The organism is Asanoa ferruginea (assembly GCF_003387075.1).
In the GTDB taxonomy this organism is placed as follows: Bacteria; Actinomycetota; Actinomycetes; order Mycobacteriales; family Micromonosporaceae; genus Asanoa; species Asanoa ferruginea.
The window spans coordinates 2,610,130-2,628,894 of record NZ_QUMQ01000001.1 but is presented as its reverse complement, the minus strand read 5'-3'; the positions used below and the strand labels follow the sequence as shown (position 1 = coordinate 2,628,894).

At 70.2% G+C, this 18,765-nt stretch carries 19 protein-coding genes, 2 tRNA genes and 1 other RNA gene; 9 read left to right on the top strand and 13 right to left on the bottom strand.

All coding sequences use genetic code 11. From position 1 onward, the window contains the following. Positions 1–44: 44 nt before the first annotated feature. From DFJ67_RS12545 to DFJ67_RS12530, 4 genes are all read right to left on the bottom strand, one after another. Complete coding sequence (locus DFJ67_RS12545; RefSeq protein WP_116068041.1) at positions 45–1,049, bottom strand: ABC transporter permease; 1,005 nt, start codon at positions 1,047–1,049, stop codon at positions 45–47. Positions 1,050–1,529: 480 nt separating this feature from the next. After that, on the bottom strand, positions 1,530–2,123 hold the full coding sequence (gene recR / locus DFJ67_RS12540; protein ID WP_116068040.1) for a recombination mediator RecR: 594 nt from the start codon (positions 2,121–2,123) through the stop codon (positions 1,530–1,532). A gap of 17 nt (positions 2,124–2,140) precedes the next feature. Continuing rightward, on the bottom strand, positions 2,141–2,449 hold the full coding sequence (locus tag DFJ67_RS12535) for a YbaB/EbfC family nucleoid-associated protein (protein ID WP_239097641.1): 309 nt from the start codon (positions 2,447–2,449) through the stop codon (positions 2,141–2,143). A gap of 145 nt (positions 2,450–2,594) precedes the next feature. Then, a complete protein-coding gene (locus DFJ67_RS12530) occupies positions 2,595–6,056 on the bottom strand; it encodes a DNA polymerase III subunit gamma and tau (RefSeq protein ID WP_116068038.1) in 3,462 nt (1,153 codons plus the stop codon). A gap of 254 nt (positions 6,057–6,310) precedes the next feature. On the opposite strand from DFJ67_RS12530, the gene DFJ67_RS12525 reads away from it, so the two are divergent. Beyond that, the gene (locus tag DFJ67_RS12525) at positions 6,311–7,297 is read left to right on the top strand and encodes a LuxR C-terminal-related transcriptional regulator (protein WP_116068037.1); all 987 of its coding nucleotides are present in this window, start codon (positions 6,311–6,313) and stop codon (positions 7,295–7,297) included. Positions 7,298–7,314: 17 nt separating this feature from the next. Here DFJ67_RS12525 and ffs read toward each other — a convergent pair. After that, positions 7,315–7,405: signal recognition particle sRNA small type (gene ffs, locus DFJ67_RS12520), an RNA gene on the bottom strand. 80 nt (positions 7,406–7,485) lie between these two features. Between ffs and DFJ67_RS12515 the strand changes: the two genes are divergently transcribed. The 3 genes from DFJ67_RS12515 to DFJ67_RS12505 all read left to right on the top strand — a co-directional run bounded on the left by DFJ67_RS12515 (position 7,486) and on the right by DFJ67_RS12505 (position 8,988). Then, positions 7,486–7,570, top strand: a tRNA-Ser gene (locus DFJ67_RS12515). A 92-nt stretch (positions 7,571–7,662) separates the two neighbouring features. After that, complete coding sequence (locus tag DFJ67_RS12510) at positions 7,663–8,358, top strand: nucleoside/nucleotide kinase family protein (RefSeq protein ID WP_116068036.1); 696 nt, start codon at positions 7,663–7,665, stop codon at positions 8,356–8,358. A gap of 96 nt (positions 8,359–8,454) precedes the next feature. After that, a complete protein-coding gene (locus DFJ67_RS12505) occupies positions 8,455–8,988 on the top strand; it encodes a hypothetical protein (RefSeq protein ID WP_116068035.1) in 534 nt (177 codons plus the stop codon). 49 nt (positions 8,989–9,037) lie between these two features. Here the strand turns inward: DFJ67_RS12505 and DFJ67_RS12500 are convergent, their stop codons facing one another. Continuing rightward, positions 9,038–10,897, bottom strand: coding sequence for a S8 family serine peptidase (locus tag DFJ67_RS12500; protein WP_116068034.1), 1,860 nt, complete (start codon positions 10,895–10,897; stop codon positions 9,038–9,040). Between the two features lie 259 nt (positions 10,898–11,156). Here DFJ67_RS12500 and DFJ67_RS12495 point away from each other — a divergent pair, with 259 nt between their 5' ends. Then, on the top strand, positions 11,157–11,612 hold the full coding sequence (locus DFJ67_RS12495; protein ID WP_116068033.1) for a VOC family protein: 456 nt from the start codon (positions 11,157–11,159) through the stop codon (positions 11,610–11,612). Positions 11,613–11,672: 60 nt separating this feature from the next. Here the strand turns inward: DFJ67_RS12495 and DFJ67_RS12490 are convergent. Further along, positions 11,673–11,762, bottom strand: a tRNA-Ser gene (locus DFJ67_RS12490). 91 nt (positions 11,763–11,853) lie between these two features. Between DFJ67_RS12490 and deoD the strand changes: the two genes are divergently transcribed. The 3 genes from deoD to DFJ67_RS12475 all read left to right on the top strand — a co-directional run bounded on the left by deoD (position 11,854) and on the right by DFJ67_RS12475 (position 13,733). Beyond that, entirely contained in the window at positions 11,854–12,561 is a 708-nt protein-coding gene (gene deoD, locus DFJ67_RS12485; RefSeq protein WP_116068032.1) for a purine-nucleoside phosphorylase, read from the top strand. 74 nt (positions 12,562–12,635) lie between these two features. Continuing rightward, positions 12,636–13,268, top strand: coding sequence for a TetR/AcrR family transcriptional regulator (locus tag DFJ67_RS12480; RefSeq protein ID WP_116068031.1), 633 nt, complete (start codon positions 12,636–12,638; stop codon positions 13,266–13,268). Between the two features lie 3 nt (positions 13,269–13,271). Further along, positions 13,272–13,733 (top strand): acyl-CoA thioesterase, encoded by a 462-nt coding sequence (locus DFJ67_RS12475; RefSeq protein WP_116068030.1) that lies wholly within the window; start codon positions 13,272–13,274, stop codon positions 13,731–13,733. On the opposite strand, the gene DFJ67_RS12470 is transcribed toward DFJ67_RS12475, so the two are convergent. The 5 genes from DFJ67_RS12470 to DFJ67_RS12455 form a co-directional block, all read right to left on the bottom strand. Further along, positions 13,707–14,177, bottom strand: coding sequence for a nucleoside deaminase (locus tag DFJ67_RS12470; RefSeq protein ID WP_275407704.1), 471 nt, complete (start codon positions 14,175–14,177; stop codon positions 13,707–13,709). The genes DFJ67_RS12475 and DFJ67_RS12470 overlap by 27 nt on opposite strands. Next, the gene (locus DFJ67_RS12465; protein WP_116068029.1) at positions 14,174–14,689 is read right to left on the bottom strand and encodes a tRNA adenosine deaminase-associated protein; all 516 of its coding nucleotides are present in this window, start codon (positions 14,687–14,689) and stop codon (positions 14,174–14,176) included. The genes DFJ67_RS12470 and DFJ67_RS12465 overlap by 4 nt, the downstream gene beginning before the upstream one ends. Positions 14,690–14,815: 126 nt before the next feature. Further along, entirely contained in the window at positions 14,816–14,983 is a 168-nt protein-coding gene (locus DFJ67_RS42640) for a hypothetical protein (RefSeq protein WP_170215820.1), read from the bottom strand. Positions 14,984–15,098: 115 nt separating this feature from the next. After that, positions 15,099–15,473, bottom strand: coding sequence for a hypothetical protein (locus DFJ67_RS12460; protein WP_239097659.1), 375 nt, complete (start codon positions 15,471–15,473; stop codon positions 15,099–15,101). A gap of 53 nt (positions 15,474–15,526) precedes the next feature. Then, positions 15,527–16,678 carry an NHL repeat-containing protein gene (locus DFJ67_RS12455; protein ID WP_239097660.1) on the bottom strand — a complete coding sequence of 384 codons (1,152 nt, stop codon included), beginning with the start codon at positions 16,676–16,678 and terminating at the stop codon, positions 15,527–15,529. Positions 16,679–16,796: 118 nt separating this feature from the next. Between DFJ67_RS12455 and DFJ67_RS12450 the strand changes: the two genes are divergently transcribed. Beyond that, positions 16,797–17,816, top strand: coding sequence for a prephenate dehydrogenase (locus DFJ67_RS12450; RefSeq protein WP_116068027.1), 1,020 nt, complete (start codon positions 16,797–16,799; stop codon positions 17,814–17,816). Here DFJ67_RS12450 and mtnA read toward each other — a convergent pair. After that, on the bottom strand, positions 17,770–18,732 hold the full coding sequence (gene mtnA, locus DFJ67_RS12445) for an S-methyl-5-thioribose-1-phosphate isomerase (RefSeq protein ID WP_116068026.1): 963 nt from the start codon (positions 18,730–18,732) through the stop codon (positions 17,770–17,772). The two genes, DFJ67_RS12450 and mtnA, sit on opposite strands and share 47 nt — an antisense overlap. Between the last annotated feature and the right edge of the window lie 33 nt (positions 18,733–18,765).

The following is an 18,765-nucleotide window of genomic DNA, read 5'->3' as shown; positions in this document are numbered from 1 at the left end:
CTTCGTTGAGAGGTGGTGGGGCTTCGGGTGGAACCGGTCGGAGCTCATCGCGTCTTTGGGTCAAGCGCGTCGCGGAGTCCGTCTCCGAAGAGGTTGAAGGCCAGCACGGTGATGAAGATCGCCAAGCCCGGCCAGAACATGTAGTGCGGGATCGTGTAGTAGTGCACGGCCTCGCTGAGCATGCCGCCCCAGGTCGCCGTCGGCGGCCTGATGCCGACGCCGAGGAAGGACAGGCCGGCTTCGAACAGGATGTTCGTCGGGATCAGCAGAGTGGCGTAGATCAGGATCGGCGCCAGCAGGTTGGGCAACAGCTCCTTGCGGAGGATGTAGCCGTTGCGCGCACCGAGGCTGCGGGCCGCGTCGACGAACTCGCGCTCACGCAGGGAGAGCGTCTGTCCGCGGACGATGCGGGCCATGTAGCCCCAGTTGAAGAAACCGATGATGAAGATCAGCAGCACTATTCGGAGCGTGTCGCCGGACAACCCGAACGCCTTGTCGGGGATGACACCGGCCAACGCGATCGCGAACACCAGGATCGGGAACGCGAGGAACAGGTCCATCGCGCGGCTGATCACCCAGTCGGCCCAGCCACCGAGGAAACCGGCGATGACGCCGAGCGTCGCGCCGATGACCACGGAAAGCAGCGTCGACAGGAACGCGATCAGCAGCGAGATGCGCGCGCCGTAGAGCACGCGGCTGAAGATGTCGCGTCCGAACGGCGGCTCGACACCCATCAGGTGCTTGGAGTCGAAGTGGCCGAAGGGGAACGTCGAGGTGGGCGACTGCGTCGCCGGGTCCATCGTCTCCTGGTGGAAGGAGTTCGGTGGGTAACCCCACGCGTGCACGATGAGCGGCGCGAAGATCGCGATGAGGATCAGCAGGATGATCACGATGCCGCCAGCCATAGCGGCCTTGTCCCGCTTGAGCCGGCGCCAGGCGATCTGGCCTAGGGAGCGTCCTTCGATCGCCTTCTGGGAGCCCTCGGCTTCAGCCGGCGGCTCTCCGACAGGGACCTGATCGGAAATGGACGCGTCGGGGCCAACGACCATCAGTTGCCCGGTCCTTTCCCCGGTCGCCGCGCGCAGGTGACCGTGAAGCCCGCAGGGCGGACCGGTCCCCGCCGCGTCGACAACCGATCGGTTGGCGCGTACGTGGAGAGTTCGTGGTGACCGCCCGACTGGGGTGAGCCGAACGGGCGCGCGAACGACAGCGACGTCGTGCCGCTGCGTACCGAACAATTTCTCGCGTCGTCGCTCAGCGTCAAGGGCGGGCGGTGGGCGTAACCAACTTCAGGCCTGCCCGTAATGACAATGTGACCTGCCAACTCGGAACCTCGGGTAATCGGGGGATAACGCTGTGCCCGGACGTGAGAACGTCTTCGGTGTGACGGTCATGCTGGCACACGTAACGGCCAGTGTCACACCGGCCCCCGGTATCGAAGCGGACAGATTGCCCGCATATGCCCGATGAGCGGCTTTTGCAGTGCCTAAGTTGCGGAGATTTGTGGCTTGTGTCGGTCGGACAGTGACTCAGACCGCACGCCGGCCCTCAAAGGCACGGCCCAAGGTGATCTCGTCGGCGTATTCGAGGTCGCCGCCAACCGGTAGTCCGCTGGCCAGCCGGGTTACGGCGATGCCCATCGGCTTGACCAGCAGGGCGATGTAGGTCGCGGTGGCTTCACCCTCGGTATTCGGATCGGTCGCCAGGATCAGCTCCTTGACCTCGCCCGACCCGAGCCGGCTCATCAGCTCGCGGACCTTCAGGTGGTCGGGGCCGATGCCCTCGAGCGGGTTGATCGCCCCGCCGAGCACGTGGTAGCGGCCGCGGAACTCACCGGTGCGCTCGACCGCGACGACGTCTTTGGGCTCCTCCACGACACAGAGGTATTCGCCGCTGCGGCGCGGGTCGCGGCAGATCCGGCACTGCTCGGACTCGGCGACGTTGAAGCAGACGGTGCAGAACCGCACCTGGTCTTTCACCCGGTTGAGCACGTTGGCCAGCCGGGTGACGTCGGCCGGGTCGGCGGCGAGGATGTGGAACGCGATCCGCTGTGCGCTCTTCGGGCCCACTCCGGGCAGGCGCCCCAGCTCGTCGATCAGGTCCTGGATGGCGCCTTCGTACATCTCTGGCCCTGGTTCTCTTAGAAGCCGGGCAGGCCGAGGCCGCCCATGCCGCCGCTGACCGGGCCCATCTTCTCCTCGGTGAGCGCCCGGACCGCCTCGGTGCCGTTGCGCAGCGCGGCGAGCACGAGGTCTTCGAGCGTCTCGACATCGTCGGGGTCGACCGCCTTGGGGTCGATCTTGACCGCGAGCACCTCGCCGGTGCCGGCCAGCGTGGCGGTGACCAGGCCGCCCCCGGCGGTGCCGGTCACCTCGGTCTCGGCCAGCTCGGCCTGCGCGTCAGCGATCTGCTGCTGCATCTTCTGCGCCTGCTTCATGAGCTGCTGCAGGTTGGGCTGTCCACCGGGGCGCACGGGAGACTCCTGTCGTCGAAACCGTCGGTCTCTTAAGAGACTAGTGGGGTGATCGCACCCGGCGCGGGCGAGGTGCGCTTGTGGTTGTTGTTGTCACGGCAGACCGCTTATTGAGGTACGCCTACTTGAGGTCGATCTCACCGATCCGTTCGGCGCCCAAAGCTTCGTGGAGAAGGGCGAATGCCTGTTGTTCGCTGCTCTGCCGGGCGGTCCGCTCGTCGATGACCTCGTCGGTCGGCTCGTCGCCGGGGTCGAAGCCCTCGAATTTGGCCTTGCGCTCGGCGCCCTTGCCCGGGCCGTCGTAGTCGGGGTCGAAGGGTGGCTCACCAGCGAATTCGACGTCGGCCTGTGCCGCTGCCGGCTTTGCCCGGCCGCCCGCCGCGGCCCGGGCCGCGGCGCGGGCGGCGGCCGCCGCGCCGACGCTGCCGGGTGCGGATTTGGCCGGCTTGGTCGCGGTGACGGCGCCGCCGATCGTCGCCGTCGCGGCCGCGGCGACAACCGGAGTGGGCGATTCGGCGGGTTCATTCCTGGCTTGCGGGACGGCGAATGTCGTGGGCGGTGTTTCCGGCCAGTCGCTGTCGCCGGCATCCGCAGATAAGCCGCCGGGTAGGGCGGTCTCCGGCCAGTCGTCTTCGTCATCCGCGTTGGCCACGGTGTCGCGGCGATCCGGGCCGGTCGGGGTCGAAGGCCCCGATTCGCCCTGACGTCCGGAGGTTCGAGCCGCGTCGCCGGCTCCTTGGCCGTTCTGGGCCGGAGCCTGTTCGGCGGCCGGCCCAGGACGACCCGGGTCCTGCGCGCTGACGTTCCCTACTGGCCCACGATCAGCCTCGTCCGGCCCGTCCCCAAGAACGGCGGGGTCGGCCGGGGCCACCCGCTCCTCGGCGAGCTCACTCGGGGGTGGGTCAGCATCCTGAACCGCACGGGCGCTAGGGACGGCCGGGTGGTCTTCGTCGGAGCGGTCGCCGGAAGCGCCGCTCTCCCCCTGGCCATTCGACGAGTGCTCGCGACCGCGCCGCTCCCGGCCCGGCGCAGAACCGCTGGCCGCCGGGGCGTTGACGTTGGTCTCGCGGGCCGCGGCCGGGGCGTTGCCGCCGCTCGGCTCGCGTGCGGCGGTCGGGCGTGCCGGCGGTGGGCCCGCAGCTCCGCGCTGGTCGCCGGCCAACTCGCAGCGAATCTGCCAGCGCCCACCGAGGACCTCGTAGATCGCGTCGACCACAGGTTCGGGGCTTTCGGCGAGCGTGCGGGCGTGGAAGGCATGGCGGAAAGTAAGGACGAGGGTGTCACCGTCGATGTCGCGGACGGTCGCCTCGCTGGCCAACGCCGCGATCCTCTTGTTGTTGACCCGCACCATGGCGACGATCTCGTCCCAGACCCGGCGCACCGCGGCCGCGTCGAGCGCGCCTGGCGCGGCCGCTTCTGGAATCACTGGATCGGGGGTGGCGGGGTCGGCCATCACCGCCTGAGGCGGAACCCGCCGTGGCGGGCGACTGTCGCCGTCGGCCGTTTCGTCGCTGTCCTCGGCCGCTCTGCCGTTCGCCCGCGCAACGCTTTCGGCGCTTGATGCTGGGCCAAGGTCGGCTTGTGGTGCCGCCGAACGCGGATCACCGCCACGACCGGGTGCATCGTCGGCAGAGCCGACATCTTCACCGGCGCGATCCGCTTGGGAGGGCCACTCCCCACTGCCGGCCACGTCGCCCGCAGCTGCAAGATCATCACCAGGCAAGTCACTCGGCACCGGACCACCGCCGTTGCCAGCCAAGTCATCCGCAGGAACGACCTCAGTGCGGCGCGCACCAACCGCCGCCAACCCCGGATCACCGCTGCTGCCAACCACGTCATCCGCAGCAACGACCTCAGCGCGGCGCGCACCACCTGCGCGACCCGCCGCCAACCCCGGATCACCGCCGCTGCCAGCCACGTCATCCGCGGGAACAACCTCGGTGCGGCGCGCACCATCCGCCAACCCCGGGTCACCGCCGCTGCCAGCCACGTCATCCGCGGGAACAACCTCGGTGCGGCGCGCACCACCCGCGCGACCCGCCGCCAACCCCGGAGCACCGCCGTTGCCGGCCGAGTTGTCCGTGGATCCGGCATCTCCGCGGCGCGCGCCACCCGCGCGACCCGCCGCCAACCCCGGATCACCGCCGTTGCCAGCCGCGTTATCCGTGGATCCGGCATCTCCGCGACGCGCACCGCCCGAGCGGCTCGCCGCCGCAGCGGCGGCCGCCCGCGCCGCGGCCGCGCCGCCACCGGCCGACCTCGAACCGCCACCGCCGGATTCGACCCCGCCATCAGCAGCCGCCGAACCGGCACCGGCGCCCGGTCCGGCCTGCGGCCGGTTGCCCGAAGAAGACCCACGCCCGGCGAGCACGGCGGGACCGGAGTAGTCGTCATCCGGCTCGCCGGATTCGAAATCACCGCCGAGCGACAGCCGGCGTTCCATCCGCTCGACCCGCTGGAGCAACCCGCTCTCGCCCTTGTCGGCCGTCGGCAGCAGCATCCGGGCGGTGATCAGCTCGAGCAGGAGCCGCGGCGCGGTGGTGCCGCGCATTTCGATCAAGCCGTTGTGCACGATGTCGGCGCTGCGGGACAGGGTAGCCGGGCCCAGCCGCTGGGTCTGGGCGCTCATCCGCTCGAGCTGGTCGGCCGGACCGTCGATCAGGCCCTTGGCCGCCGCCTCGGGGACCTGCTGCATGACGATCAGGTCGCGCAGACGCTCCAGCAAGTCGGAAGCGAAGCGGCGGGGGTCGTGGCCGGCCTCGGCGACCCGGTCGATCGTCGCGTAAGCCGCAGCGCCGTCGCCGGCGGCCAGCGCGTCGCACATCTCGTCGATCAGGGCGGCGTCGGTCACGCCGAGCAGGGCCACCGCCCGTGAGTAGCTCACACCCTCGGGGCCGGCGCCGGCGATGAGCTGGTCGAGCACCGACAGGGAGTCGCGGGCGCTGCCTGCGCCGGCCCGGACGACCAGCGGGAAGACCGCGGGATCGACCTTCGCGTTTTCGGCGTCGGCGAGCTGCTCGAGGTAGGGCCGCAAAATGCCCGGCGGAATCAGCCGGAAGGGGTAATGGTGGGTGCGCGACTTGATCGTGCCGAGGACCTTGTCGGGCTCGGTCGTCGCGAAGATGAACTTGACGTAGTCGGGTGGCTCTTCGACCAGCTTGAGCAGCGCGTTGAAGCCCTGGGTCGACACCATGTGCGCCTCGTCGATCACGTAGATCTTGAAGCGGCTGGCGGCCGGGGCGAAGAAGGCGCGTTCGCGCAGCTCGCGGGCGTCGTCGACGCCGCCGTGGCTGGCCGCGTCGATCTCGATCACGTCGATCGAGCCGGAGCCGTCGGGTGCGAGCGCCCGGCACGAGTCGCAGACCCCACAGGGCTCAGGAGTGGGGCCGCGCTCGCAGTTGAGCGAGCGGGCGAGGATGCGCGCGCTGGAGGTCTTGCCGCAGCCGCGCGGCCCGGAGAAGAGGTAGGCGTGGTTGAGCCGGCCGCTGCGCAGGGCCTGCGAAAGCGGCTCTGTCACATGGTCCTGGCCGATCACCTCGGCGAATGTCCGGGGCCGGTATTTGCGGTAGAGCGCGAGCGCCACGAGTCCCCTCCCAACGGCGTCTAGCCTCTCACGCCGGTCCGACAGGTTGCCCGCCCCATGACGGTGATCCGGGCGCCACCAACTGCTTGGCAACGCCCGGACATCGGAAGAGGTAGCCGGCGCAGTTGGGGGGTGAGGGGTCTGCGCCGACTGCGCACACATTGGCACACCCACGACACGGACGGGACGCTCCGCTTGCGTCGTATTTAGGTCATGGCGCATACTCGCCAGCGCTTGACCTGGGGGAAGTAACAGTGACCGAAACCTCACCGCTTGCCGCGCTCGGGCTGCGCCCGATCGAGGAGGCCACCTACCGCGAGCTGGTCGCCCGACCCGCCGCGACGACGGCCGAGCTGGCCGCGGCCCTGGACACCAGCCTGCCCGCGGCCGACGCCGCCCTGACCAGCCTGCGTGACCTGGGCCTGGCCGCCCGGTCCGGCGGTCGGCACATCGCCAGCTCGCCCACGCTCGCGCTGACCCCGCTGGTCACCCAGCGCCGCGACCAACTCCGCCGCGCGGAGCAGGAACTCGCCACGCTGGCCGCGCGCTACCGGGCGACGGTGGCCGACCGCGCCTCCGGCGACCTGGTCGAGGTGGTGACCGGTGTCGAGGTCATCCGGCAACGCTTCGAGCAGCTCCAGCTCACCGCCACCACCGAGGTGCAGGCCCTGGTCACCGCGACCACGCTGGCCGTCAAGAGCGCCGACAACGCGGCGGAGGCCGACGCGGTGGGGCGCGGCGTCAGCTACCGGGTGGTCGTCGAGCGGGCGCTCCTGGAACAGGACGGCGGAGTGCCCAACGCCACCGCGGCACTGACCGCCGGCGAAGAGGTGCGGGTCGCCGAACAGGTCCCGATCAAACTCGTGATCGCCGACCGCTCGCTGGCCATCCTGCCGATGGCCGAAGACGCGGCTGACCTGCCCGCCGCAGTGGTGGTCCAACCCAGCGGTCTGCTCGACGCGTTGCAGGCCCTGTTCGACGCCACCTGGGAGCGCGCCTGGCCGCTCTGTCTCGGCCCGGACGGCGCCCTGGCCGACCAACGCCCGGCCGACGCCTTGCTCCCCCTCGACCACCAGGTGCTTTCGCTGCTCCTCGCGGGCCTGACCGACCGCGCCATCGCGTCCCAGCTCGGCATGTCGATGCGCACCGTGCAGCGCCGGGTGCAACGAATGATGGAACTGGCGGGGGTACGCACCCGCATGCAACTGGGCTGGCACGCCGCCCAAGCGGAGTGGTCGTAAGCCGGGGCCAGATAGAGAAAGGCCCCTCGTGCACCCGTCAGAGCCCGCTTATCCTTGCTGCCTTCCGGCCCTGGGGAGGTTCACAGGTTGCACGCCGCACGAGGGGTGCCCCTAGCCTACCTGGAGCGGCCCATCGCCGGGTTTGGGGTGGCCTGGATCGCTCCGAGACGACCTGTATCCTGTGCGACGGAGGATTCGCCTAGAGGCCTAGGGCGCACGCTTGGAAAGCGTGTTGGGTTTACACCCTCACGAGTTCGAATCTCGTATCCTCCGCGCGTTTCTCAGTCGCGAACTTCTCAGTAGGGTCGGTCCGTTGCGGGCCGGCCCTACTTTCATTCCCGGGCGGGTCAGTCGGGGGAGGAATCGTGGGGCAGCGGGGCGACGTGCTGGCGGCGTTGGCGGCGGCGGTGCTCGAGGTCGACCGGCCACACCCGGTGCGGGTGGCGATCGACGGCTGCTCCGCGGCCGGTAAGACGACGCTCGGCGACGAGCTCGCCGAGACGGTGCGGGCGCGCACGGCCCGCCACGTGATCCGGGTCGGCATCGACCACTTCAAGCGCGCGGTCACGGCCCGCACCCGGTTTCCCTTCGACTCTCCGGAGAGCTACTACCTGGACTCGTGGGACAACGACGGGATCCGCGACGAGCTGCTGTTGCCGCTCGGCCCGGGCGGCAGCCGCCGCTATCGCAGCGAGCTGATGGACCTCGCCGCCGTCACCGTGCTCGACGGGCCGATCCGGGGCGCGGAGGCCGACGCGATCATGATCGCCGACGGCTGTTTCCTTCAGCGGCCCGAACTCGACGACCACTGGGATCTGCGGATCTTCGTCGACGTCTCGTTCGACGACGTCGTGCGCCGGGGCGTCGCCCGCGACCAAGTGTGGATGGTGTCCGCCGAGGAGGCGGAGCGGCGATATCGCACCAAATACGTGCCCGGCGAGCGCCGCTACCTCGACGACGTGCGGCCACGTGAACGCGCGCAACTGGTTGTCGACAACCGCGACTTCGCCGCGCCCAAACTGGTCGACCAACGGCTCCCGCGACCGCACAGCGGCGCATAAGACCAGGTCACAGCGCTCTCGCTCGTACACACGTTCTATCCACACGCTGTGGATAAACCTGTGGATAACGGCTACGTTGTGTGCTGGGGAGGTTACATGAAGCCACGGCTGGTCCCGCTGATCATCGTCGCGCTCGCCCTCTTCGCGCTCCTCGCCGGTTACGCGGTCAACCGGTCGCCGTCGCCGGCCTACGCGACCAACACGGCCTCGGCCAACACGGTCGACTTCAACGGCGTGGGCGACGTGCGCCTCGGCCAGCGCGACACCGACCTCACCCGGCAAGGTGCCCTGAGCCACCCCGCCGCCGCCTGCGGCCCGACCCTCACCGCCACCAGCGCGGCCAACCCGGTCTTCGCCGACGGGCGACTGGTGCTCCTCTGGGTGCACCCCCCGCTCACCACGCCGGAAGGCATCGGCGAAGGCACGCCGCTCACGACCGCGCGGGCGACCTATCCGCGGGCCACGGCGATGACCGCACCGGCCGGGAGCTACCAGTTCGACGGTCTGCTGGTCACCAGCGGCGACCGGGCCTATCTCTTCATGCACGACGGGCAGACCGTGCGGAAGGTCGTCGTCGGTTTTACCGCGCCCGCCGAGCGGCTCTTCACCCATGGGATCGGCAACTGCTGAGAACGGAAAACGGCCCCGTCGGAGACGGGGCCGTTTTGCCAAACCAGACCTAGAGCGTCAGCGTCCAGGTGTTGATGTAGCCCGTGTCCTGCGCGAACAGGTCCTGCGCCCGCAACTTCCAGTTGCCGTTCGCCGACTCACCCGACACGTTGACCGTGTAGGTCGAGTTGACGTTGTCGGCGCTGTCGTAAGGGCTGGCCGCCTTCAACCGGTAAGCCGTGCCGTCCGGAGCCACCAGGTCGAGCAGCAGGTCGCCGCGGAAGCTGTGCACGATGGTGACGGCCACCTTCGTCGAGGTCGACGGCGCGCGGTCACAACCAACGATCGTGATCGTGCTCAGCGCCGCCGGTCCGACGTCCTGGATCGGCACGTCGCCGCCGTTGCTGCCGGAGCAGCCGCCGGGACCGTCAATGACCGTCAGCGTGTAGGACGCCGAGCGGGTGCCCGAGGTGCCGGTGCCCGTCACGGTCACCGGGTAGGTGCCCGCCGGGGTCGATGCCGAGGTGGCGATCGTCAACGTCGACGAACCGCCCGAGGTGACCGTCGCCGGAGCGAAGCTGGCCGTCGCGCCGGCCGGCAGGCCGCTCGCCGCCAACGACACCGACTGGGTCGGCCCGGTGTTGCTGGTGCTGACCGTGGCCGTGGCCGAGCCGCCGATCACGACACCGCCGGAGTTCGGCGCGACCGACACCGTGAAGTTGCTGGCCGGCGGGGCCTCGTTGACGAACAGCAGCCGGTTGGGGGTGCCGGTGCCCGGGTTGGTCACCACGTTGGGTGTCGAGTTGTTGACCAGGTAGTCCCGGACCTGCTGGTTGCTCCAGCTCGGGTTGTTCGCGAGCACCAGGGCAGCCGCACCGGCGACGTGCGGCGCCGCCATCGACGTACCGCTGATGGCTTTGGTCGCGGTGTCGCTGGTCGACCAGGACGAGGTGATGTTCACGCCCGGTCCGATGATGTCGACGCAGGTGCCGAAGTTCGAGAACGAGGCAGCCGCGTCACTGATCTGGGTAGCACCGACGGTGATCGCGTTAGGCACCCGGGCGGGCGAGTAGTTACACGCATTCTGCCGCACACCGATGGCGTTGCCGTTGCCCGCCGCCACAGCGAACGTGATGCCCGAGTTGATCGCGTTGGTGACCGCGGCGTCGAGCGACGTGCTGAGGTCTCCGCCGAGGCTCATGTTGGCCACCGCCGGCTTGATCGCGTTCTCCGCGACCCAGTTGATGCCCGCCACCACCTGCGCGTCGGTGCCCTCGCCGGCGCAGTTCAAGACCCGAACAGCGACGAGCGAAACACCCTTGGCCACGCCGTACGTGTTGCCGCCGACCGTGCCGGCCACGTGCGTGCCGTGCCCGTTGCAGTCATCGGCGGCGCCAGCGTCGACGGCGTCGAAGCCGCTGGTCGCCCGCCCACCGAAGTCCTGGTGGGTCGTGCGGATGCCGGTGTCGATGATGTAAGCGTGCACATTGGACGCCGTGTTCGGGTAGGTGAAGGACTGGTTCAGCGGCAGGTTGCGCTGGTCGATCCGGTCCAGGCCCCACGACGGCGGGTTGGTCTGCGTGCCCGACGCGCGCACTTTGTGGTTCTGCTCGACATACGCGACGTTCGGGTCGGCCGCGATCTTCGCCGCCTGCGCCGCGCTGGCCTGAAGCTCGAAGCCCCGCAGCGCGGTGCGGAAGGTGCGAACCACCCTGCCGGCGACCCGCGCGGTCAGCTTCTTGGCGGTGCCGTCGACCGCCGTGGCGGCGACGCCATCCTTCAACACGACGATGTAGCTGCCGGCGACAGCGGTTGGACCGCCGGCCCTGCGAATGGTCCCAGATGGCTCGGCCGCGGCACCCGGCGCCGCGAATGCGAACACCGTCAGGGCGCTGACTCCGACCAAAATGGACTTACGCGGGAGATTCATCTCCCTCCTCCCCTTCCGGTCGACGGCCGGACGCCCCGTTCGTGACATCGCCGCCCGCAGACCGAACGTGAGGCTATGCGGCACGCGAAGACATGAACAGATGTCACTCGGCCAAGATCGATGAACGCTCGGCCAAAAGCGGGATAGGTGTGGACGGTGTTGCTGATCGGATCCGTCGACGCGGCGGGACCACCCGTTTCCGGGAAACGGTGTCCGCCAGCCCATTAACGTGGCTTTTGAGGTGTCGGAGGGGAGTGTCATGGCCGACCAGGCAGCACCCGCGAGAAACCCGTCCAGCCCGTTCGCCTCGGCCCGCGGCCACCACGTCGCCGTGCGTGTGCCCGACTACGCCGAGGCCAAGGGCTGGTATACCGAGAAGCTCGATTTCCGCGTCCTCGCCGAATGGACCTGGGCGGGTCTCGAACTCGCCTACCTGGCACCGCCGAATGACGATGACTTCTACGTCGAGCTCTTCGGCGGCGGCAATCCGGATCCGGGCACCTACTACACCAACGTCATCGACAGCCTGGAACGCCCCAGCTATCACCATTTCGCCCTACACGTCGACAGTGTCGACGACGCGCTCGCCGAACTCGACCGCCGCGGCGTCACCATCTTCGGCAGGCCGTTCGACCTCAAAGAGATCAACAGCCGCCTGGCCCTCATCGGCGACCCGTGGGGCAACATGATCGAGCTTTCGGAGCGGCTCGGCTGAGGCGGCGGCGATTCAGACCACACAAAGCGACGCCGGGCCCCGCGAGGGACCCGGCGTCAATGGCGGTGGCGGCGGGATTTGAACCCGCGGAGGGCGTAAACCCTCACACGCTTTCGAGGCGTGCTCCTTAGGCCACTCGGACACGCCACCGCCGATGAGATTACCCGACCCCCGAGGCGAACCCCGCGCGGGCACCACCGCCGGCGGACGGCACCCACACCGACCTGGCAGGATCGCCGCCATGAGTATTCACATCGGGGCGGAGCCCGGCGACATCGCGGAACGCGTCCTCATGCCCGGCGACCCGCTGCGGGCGAAGTGGATCGCCGAGACCTACCTCGACGACGCCAAGTGCTACACCCAGGTGCGCGGCATGCTCGGCTACACCGGGCGCTGGCAGGGTGTCGAGGTCTCGGTGCAGGGCTCCGGCATGGGCATGCCCTCGGCTTCGATCTACACGCACGAGCTGATCAACGACTACGGCGTGAAGACGCTGATCCGGGTCGGCTCCTGTGGCGCCCTGACCGAAGACCTGCAACTCCGCGACGTGATCGCCGCGAGTGGCGCGTCGACCGACTCCTACATGAACCGCGCCCGCTTCGACGGCCTGATCGACTATGCCCCGGTCGCCGACTTCAGCCTGTTGCGCAACGCGGTCGACATCGCCGAGCGGCGCGGCATCTCGATGCGGGTCGGCCCGATCCTGGCCGCCGACGCCTTCTACACCGACCGGCCCGACCTCTTCGACACCCTGGCCGACTACGGCGTCCTGGCGGTCGAGATGGAGTCCGCCGCGCTCTACACGATCGCGATGCGCTTCAAGGCCCGCGCGTTGACCCTGCTCACCGTCTCCGACCACATCAAGACCGGCGAGAAGACCACGTCGCAGGAGCGCGAGCAGACCTTCGGCCAGATGGTGGAGATCGCCCTGGACACGGCCATCGCCTGAGCCTCAACACAAAGAGACAAGCGCCACAACAAACTTTACGACCGGTCGTTCGGTTAACCCGCTAGGTTGACCGGGTGACCATCGACGGCCGGATCGCGCGTGGCGACCGCACCCGAGCTGCTGTGCTCGACCGCGCGGTCGCCCGCGCCACCGAAGACGGCCTCGACGGCCTCTCGCTCGGGCAACTCGCCACCGATCTGGGCGTCAGCAAGTCCGGCCTCTTCGCACACTGGCGATCCAAGGAAGAGCTCCAACTCGCCACCATCGAGCAGGCCCGCGAGCAGTTCCTCGAGCACGTCGTGCGCCCCGCCCTCCAAGCGCCCCGCGGCATCCGCCGCCTCTGGGCGCTGCACGACCACCGCATCCGCTTCTACGAAGACCGCCACCTGCCCGGCGGCTGCTTCTTCGCGAAGGTCCAGTTCGAGTTCAGCGTCCGCCCCGGCCTGGTCCGCGACCGGCTGACCGAGCACTTCGCGACCTGGTCCGAGCTGGTCGAGCGCCTCGCGCGGGAGGCCGTGCAATCCGGCGAGCTGCTCAACGACACAGACACACACCAACTGGCGTACGAACTCGAGTCGTTCGCTCTCAGCGCGGTGCTGCTTTCCCGCATCAAGTCGCCCGAACCGACCTACCACTACGCGCGCCGGGCCGCCGGTGACCGCCTGCGCACCCTCGCGACCGATCCCGACCTGCTGCCGGAGGGCTGAAAGATGACAACCGTTCTGGAGTACGGCCACCTCGAGCGCATCCGCATCCACTACGACGACCTCGACGCGATGGGCATCGTGCACAACGCCCGCTACGCCCTGCTCCTCGAGCGCGCGCTGACCGCCTACTGGGAACAGCGCGGCTTCAGCTTCGCCGACGGCCGCCCGACCCTGCCCGACAGCTTCCACGCGGTCGTCGAGTTCACCATCAACTACCGCACGCCGATCCGCGGCACCGGCGATGTCGCGATCCACTTCTGGCTCGACTCGTTCGGCCGCACCAGCGGGGTTTACGGCTTCCGGATCACGTCGGCCGACGGCACGACCACCCACGCCGAGGGCCGCCGCACGATCGTCCGGCTCGACCCGGAGAGCATGCGCCCGACACCGTGGACCCAGCCCGCCCGCGACGTCGCCGCTGACCTGATGAAGCCGGCACTAGCGGGGCCGGAAGAAACCGCGTAGCAGGTCGGCGGCCTCGGCCGCGAGCACCCCGCCATACACCTCGGGCCGGTGCGTCAACCGCCGATCGCGCACGACGTCCCAGAGCGAGCCGATCGCGCCGGTCTTCGGCTCCCAGGCGCCGAACACCACCGTGGACACCCGAGCCAGCACCAGCGCGCCGGCGCACATCGTGCACGGTTCGAGGGTGACGACCAGCGTGCACCCTTCGAGCCGCCAGGTGCCCAGCGTCGCCGCGGCCCGCCGCATCGCCACGATCTCCGCGTGTGCGGTCGGGTCGCCGGTCAACTCGCGCTCGTTGTGCCCGACCGCGAGTTCGTTGCCGGACGCGTCGAGCAGCACCGCGCCGACCGGCACGTCAGCCGCGTCGCCGGCGGCCGCACCGGCCGCGACGGTCAACGCCCGCCGCATCCACTCCTCGTGGCGGTCGCGCCGGGCCGACGTCACGCCTCCCGAAGCTCCTCGACCTCGTCACCGCAGCCGATCGTCTGGCAGATCTCCGCGGTGACATCGGCGGGCAACAGGCCCTCGTGGCCGCACAACTCCAGCAGCCGCCGGGCCGAGACACCGAGGTCGGCGAGCAGATCGGCGTCACCGACCGGGTCGGCGTCGGGATCGGCGGCGGGCTTGTCGGGATCGGCGTCGGCGCTCCGCTCGACCACCTCGTCGATCTCGATCGCCGGCACCTTGATGTCGCCGACCAGGATGGCACCGAGCCGCGACTCGTCGGCGAAGGCCGAGTCGGAACCGAAAATCCGCAGGTCTTCGCCCTCGTCGAGGCGCATCACGACGAGATAGGTGTCGTCAGACTCGATGAAGAGCAGTGAGATGTCGGCGTCGAGATCGGCATCGCGCAGGCGGTCGGCGACCTCTTCGACGTCGACAACACCGTGCAGGCTGACCTCGGCAGCGGTCCAGCCGGCCGAACCGCGGAGAGCGGCTCCAGCAAAGTAGGACACGGCGGATTCCCCCAATTGACCCCCGGCGGCGCGCAACCGCCGCCGTGCACCGGCGTTTTCGGTGTGAACGTGACGGTAGTCGGTCAGGTCGCCAGTGGCTCGACCAACTCCCCGAGGAGGGACGGGTCAGCTGGCCAGACGGCGCCGGGTTGCGATCAACTCACGGAGCCGGTCGCCCTGAAGTCGTCGCGGCTGGGTGCGCTCCCGGACCGACTTCGCTCCCGCGAGTTCGGCCAGTAGCTGCATCCGGCGGCGGCTGCGCTCAGGATCCAGCCGCTGCACTTTCCAAGCCATGGCGGCAGCGTCTCCGATGCTCGAGCGGTTAGTCAAGGCCGGTCGCACAGTGCAGCGAATCCCTTACGTAGCGAGGCATCGCGACCACGTGAGGTCGCGGAACGAACACGTCTGGTCACCACAGTGGCCAGTTGCCGTGGGTCGCCCAGGTGACACCGACCACCACCGCCGCGATGCTCCAGCCGAGCCCGGTGGCGGCCGCGACGCCGACCGCCACGCCGCGGTCGCCGGCCCGGACCAACAGTGCCGACACGAGCCAGGCGATGGCGCCGGCCAACAGCGTCCAGTAGGCATAGCCCCGGACGCTCGAGTCGACCACGCCGAAGGCGAGCAGCCAGACCGCACCAGCGCCGGCCCCGGCGGCCACCGCGCTGCCCCGCACGGCGTGCGGCTCGCGATAGGTGGGCCGGGTCCGGGCCGCTGGGAACAAACCAGATGGCGGGGTGCGGGGTGCGCCCGCGGGCGGCATCGCTGGTTGCGCCACGGTCATCCCCTCTCGAACCTTGCGGCTAGCGTACCGAGCGTTTCGACCGGCCGGCGGCGTCAGCCGAACTGGGCCAGCCGGGCCCGGGCCGCGCCGCGGATCGTGGTGAACGCCCCGCCCGCGACCATCTTGTGCAGGCTCGCGCTGGCCGCCATCGTGAACACCCCGCTCGACCCGTTGCCGTCGGCGGCCCAGGGCAGCAGTGCGCCACCCGCCTCGTTGGCCGCGGCCAACTTGATCCGGCGGGTGTTGCCGTCGATGCAGTTGCCGTGGTCGCCGGTGCGCGCCGACTTGCACACGGCGTCGAAGTGGCCGCCGATGTAGACCACCTTGTCGAGCACGGTCACCGCCTGCGCGTCGCCGTCCATGGTCAACGTCCAGCGCCCGACGCCGGTGGTGGTGAACGCGCCCAGCCGGCCGCCCGGCCCGCCCATCGCCGCGTAGACGCCGGAGGCGCCGACCGCGACCGCGTGCACCACGTCGCTGGCCCGCGAGGTGAATCGGGTGTCGACCGCACCGGTGGAGGTCAGCGCGGCCAGGTGCCGGGTGCCGCCGGCCCCGTTGATCGAGCCGAACTTTCCGCCGACGTAGATCCGGCTGCCGGCCGCGACAACCGACTCGACCGTGCTGTCGGCGCGCGGCCGAAAGCCCCCCACCACCGCGCCGGTGGCCGGGTCGAATGCCGCGAGCCGTCCGATCGCCTGGCCGTTGAGGCTGGTCATCGACCCACCGGCGTAGAGCCGACCATTGGCGACCGCGAGCCCGTACGGCATGCCGGTCAGCGACTGCTTGAAGGAGTTGTGCACCGCGCCGCTGCCGCCGTCGAGGCGGGCCAGCCCGTCGCGGCGGGCGCCACTGATCGCGGTGAACGCACCGCCGACGAAGACCGCGCTGCCGGAGACCGTGATCGCGCGGACCGTGCTGTCGGCAGCCGGTGCCCAGGGCAGCAACGCACCGGTGCGCGCGTTGACCGCGGCCAGCCGGCTCCGCGCGACGGTCCGGCCGCCGGCGGTCACACTGGTGAAATCGCCACCCACGAAGAGCGTGTTTCCGGAGTACGCCGTCGCGAGCACCAAACCGTTGAAAGTCGGCAGCGGGTCAGGCGTCGCGGAGACCACCGTCGCCCAGGCCGGCGAAGCCGACAGCAGCACCGCAGCGGTGGTGGCGGCGGCCGCGGTAAAAAGTCCGGCAAGTTTGCCCCGAAATGTCACGGGAGACACCGTAACCGGGCCACTGTCCGATTTGGCTGATCCGACCCGCGAAACGCGACGGCGCCGACGCACCCGCACCACGCGCCGCAGGGCCTCGCGGTGTGCGAGAGTCGCTCGCGTGGACATCGCGGTGATCGGGTTGGGTCTCATCGGCGGATCGGCGCTGCGCGCCCTCGCCGCCCGGGGACACCAGGTGCTCGGCTACGACGCCGATCCGGCCACCCGGGCAACCGCCCGCACCGCCGCCGCGCGTGCCCCACAGAACGGCCGTTGGCAGGTCACCGGCACGATCCGGGACGCGGTCGCGAGCGCCGGCCTGGTGATCGTCGCCGTCCCGCTGCCCGCCGTGCCGCGGGTGCTCGACGAGATCGGCGCCGCCGGCTACACCGGCCTGGTCACCGACGTCACCTCGGTCAAGACGCCGGTGCGGATGCTGGTCGAACAGCGGTTGCAGGGCCGGCACCAGCGGCTGGCGGGCTACGTCGGCGGCCATCCGATGGCCGGCAAGGAGAGTTCCGGGTTCGCCGCGTCCGACGCCGACCTCTTCCACGACTGCGCCTGGGTGCTCTGCATCGAGCCCGGCAGCACCTCGCTCGGTGACTGGCTCGACCTCGCCGAGTTGGTCATCGGGCTGGGCGCCCGGGTGGTGCCGGCCACGGCCGAGGAGCACGACCGGGCGGTGGCGACCGTGAGCCACGTACCCCATCTGCTCGCGACCGCTCTTGCCGCCGCGGCGGCCGACCCGCTGGCGAGTGCCCTGGCGGCCGGGTCGTTCCGCGATGGCACCCGGGTCGCGGCGACCCGGCCGGAGCTGATCGCGGCGATGTGCGGCGGCAACGCACCGGCGGTCGGGCCCGCCCTCGACGGGATCATCGCGGCGCTCCAGGACGCGCGCGCCGCCCTCGACGCGGCCGACCCGATGACCGCGCTGCTCCCCTGGCTCGCACCGGGTCACGCGATGCGGGCCGGTTGGCCGCCCGCGCTCGCCGCGCCGCTCGACATCCCGGCCCGCCCCGACGCCCTGATCCGGTTGGGCCGCGCCGGCGGTTGGGTCAAGGCGGTGTCGGCGGACCGGTCGACGGTGACCGTCGTCAGACCCGCTCCCCGCGATCAAGGCGGACCACTCGACGATCTGTGACGATCGCCGTCACCAGGTCGTGCGGTGTCACGTCGAACGCCGGGTTGACCGCCGGCACCCCGGTCACCACCTCGGCACCGTCGCGGTCCTCGATCTCGACGTCAGCGCCACTGGCCGTGTCGTGGTCCACGGTGGACTCCGGCGCGACCACGACGAACGGGATGCCGGCCCGGCGGGCGCCCAGCGCGTGCGCGTAGGTGCCCACCTTGTTGACCGTGTCACCGTTGCCGCAGATCCGGTCGGCGCCCAACACCACCGCGTCCACCTCGCCGCGCGCCATCAGGAACGGCCCGGCGCTGTCGACCGCGACCCGGAAGTCGATGCCGAGCTGGCCCAGCTCCCAGGAGGTCAGCCGGGCGCCCTGGAGCAGCGGCCGGGTCTCACTGGCGATCACCGAATCGAGGTGGCCACGCCGGTGCAACTCGGCGACGGCGCCCAGGGCCGTGCCACCGACAACCGCGGCGAGCGCACCGGTGTTGCAGTGCGTCAGCACCCGCGGCGCCGGACCGCAGAGTTCGGTCAACAGGTCGGCACCCCGGATCGCCATCGCGGCCGACGCGGCGATCTCCTCGTCACGCAACGCGTCGGCCTCGGCCAGCACGGCGTCGAATCCCTTCGGCAACAGCGCCGCGACCCGTTCGGCACCGCGGGCCAGGTTGACCGCCGTCGGCCGCGCCGTCGTTATCCGGTGTACGGCGTCCAGGAGCAGCTTCTCGTCGCCACCGTGCTGCCTGGCCGCCAGCGCGACACCGTAGGCACCGGCGACGCCGAGCGCGGGTGCACCGCGTACGGCGAGCGATTGAATGGCGTTGATCAGGTCTTCGACCGTCGCGATCCGGCGCAGCTCCAGCCGGCCGGGCAGCAATGTCTGGTCGATGATCTCGACATTCCCGTCGACCCAGTCGATCGTGCGCATGACCCCACGCTAACCAAGCGGCGCGGGGGCGGT

Coding starts and splice junctions, on each gene's coding strand:
- DFJ67_RS12545 (WP_116068041.1), bottom strand. CDS start 1,049: ATGGTCGTTGGCCCCGACGCGTCCATTTCCGATCAGGTCCCTGTCGGA.
- recR (WP_116068040.1), bottom strand. CDS start 2,123: ATGTACGAAGGCGCCATCCAGGACCTGATCGACGAGCTGGGGCGCCTG.
- DFJ67_RS12505 (WP_116068035.1), top strand. CDS start 8,455: ATGAAGCCACGGCTGGTCCCGCTGATCATCGTCGCGCTCGCCCTCTTC.
- DFJ67_RS12500 (WP_116068034.1), bottom strand. CDS start 10,897: ATGAATCTCCCGCGTAAGTCCATTTTGGTCGGAGTCAGCGCCCTGACG.
- DFJ67_RS12495 (WP_116068033.1), top strand. CDS start 11,157: ATGGCCGACCAGGCAGCACCCGCGAGAAACCCGTCCAGCCCGTTCGCC.
- deoD (WP_116068032.1), top strand. CDS start 11,854: ATGAGTATTCACATCGGGGCGGAGCCCGGCGACATCGCGGAACGCGTC.
- DFJ67_RS12475 (WP_116068030.1), top strand. CDS start 13,272: ATGACAACCGTTCTGGAGTACGGCCACCTCGAGCGCATCCGCATCCAC.
- DFJ67_RS42640 (WP_170215820.1), bottom strand. CDS start 14,983: ATGGCTTGGAAAGTGCAGCGGCTGGATCCTGAGCGCAGCCGCCGCCGG.
- DFJ67_RS12460 (WP_239097659.1), bottom strand. CDS start 15,473: ATGACCGTGGCGCAACCAGCGATGCCGCCCGCGGGCGCACCCCGCACC.
- mtnA (WP_116068026.1), bottom strand. CDS start 18,732: ATGCGCACGATCGACTGGGTCGACGGGAATGTCGAGATCATCGACCAG.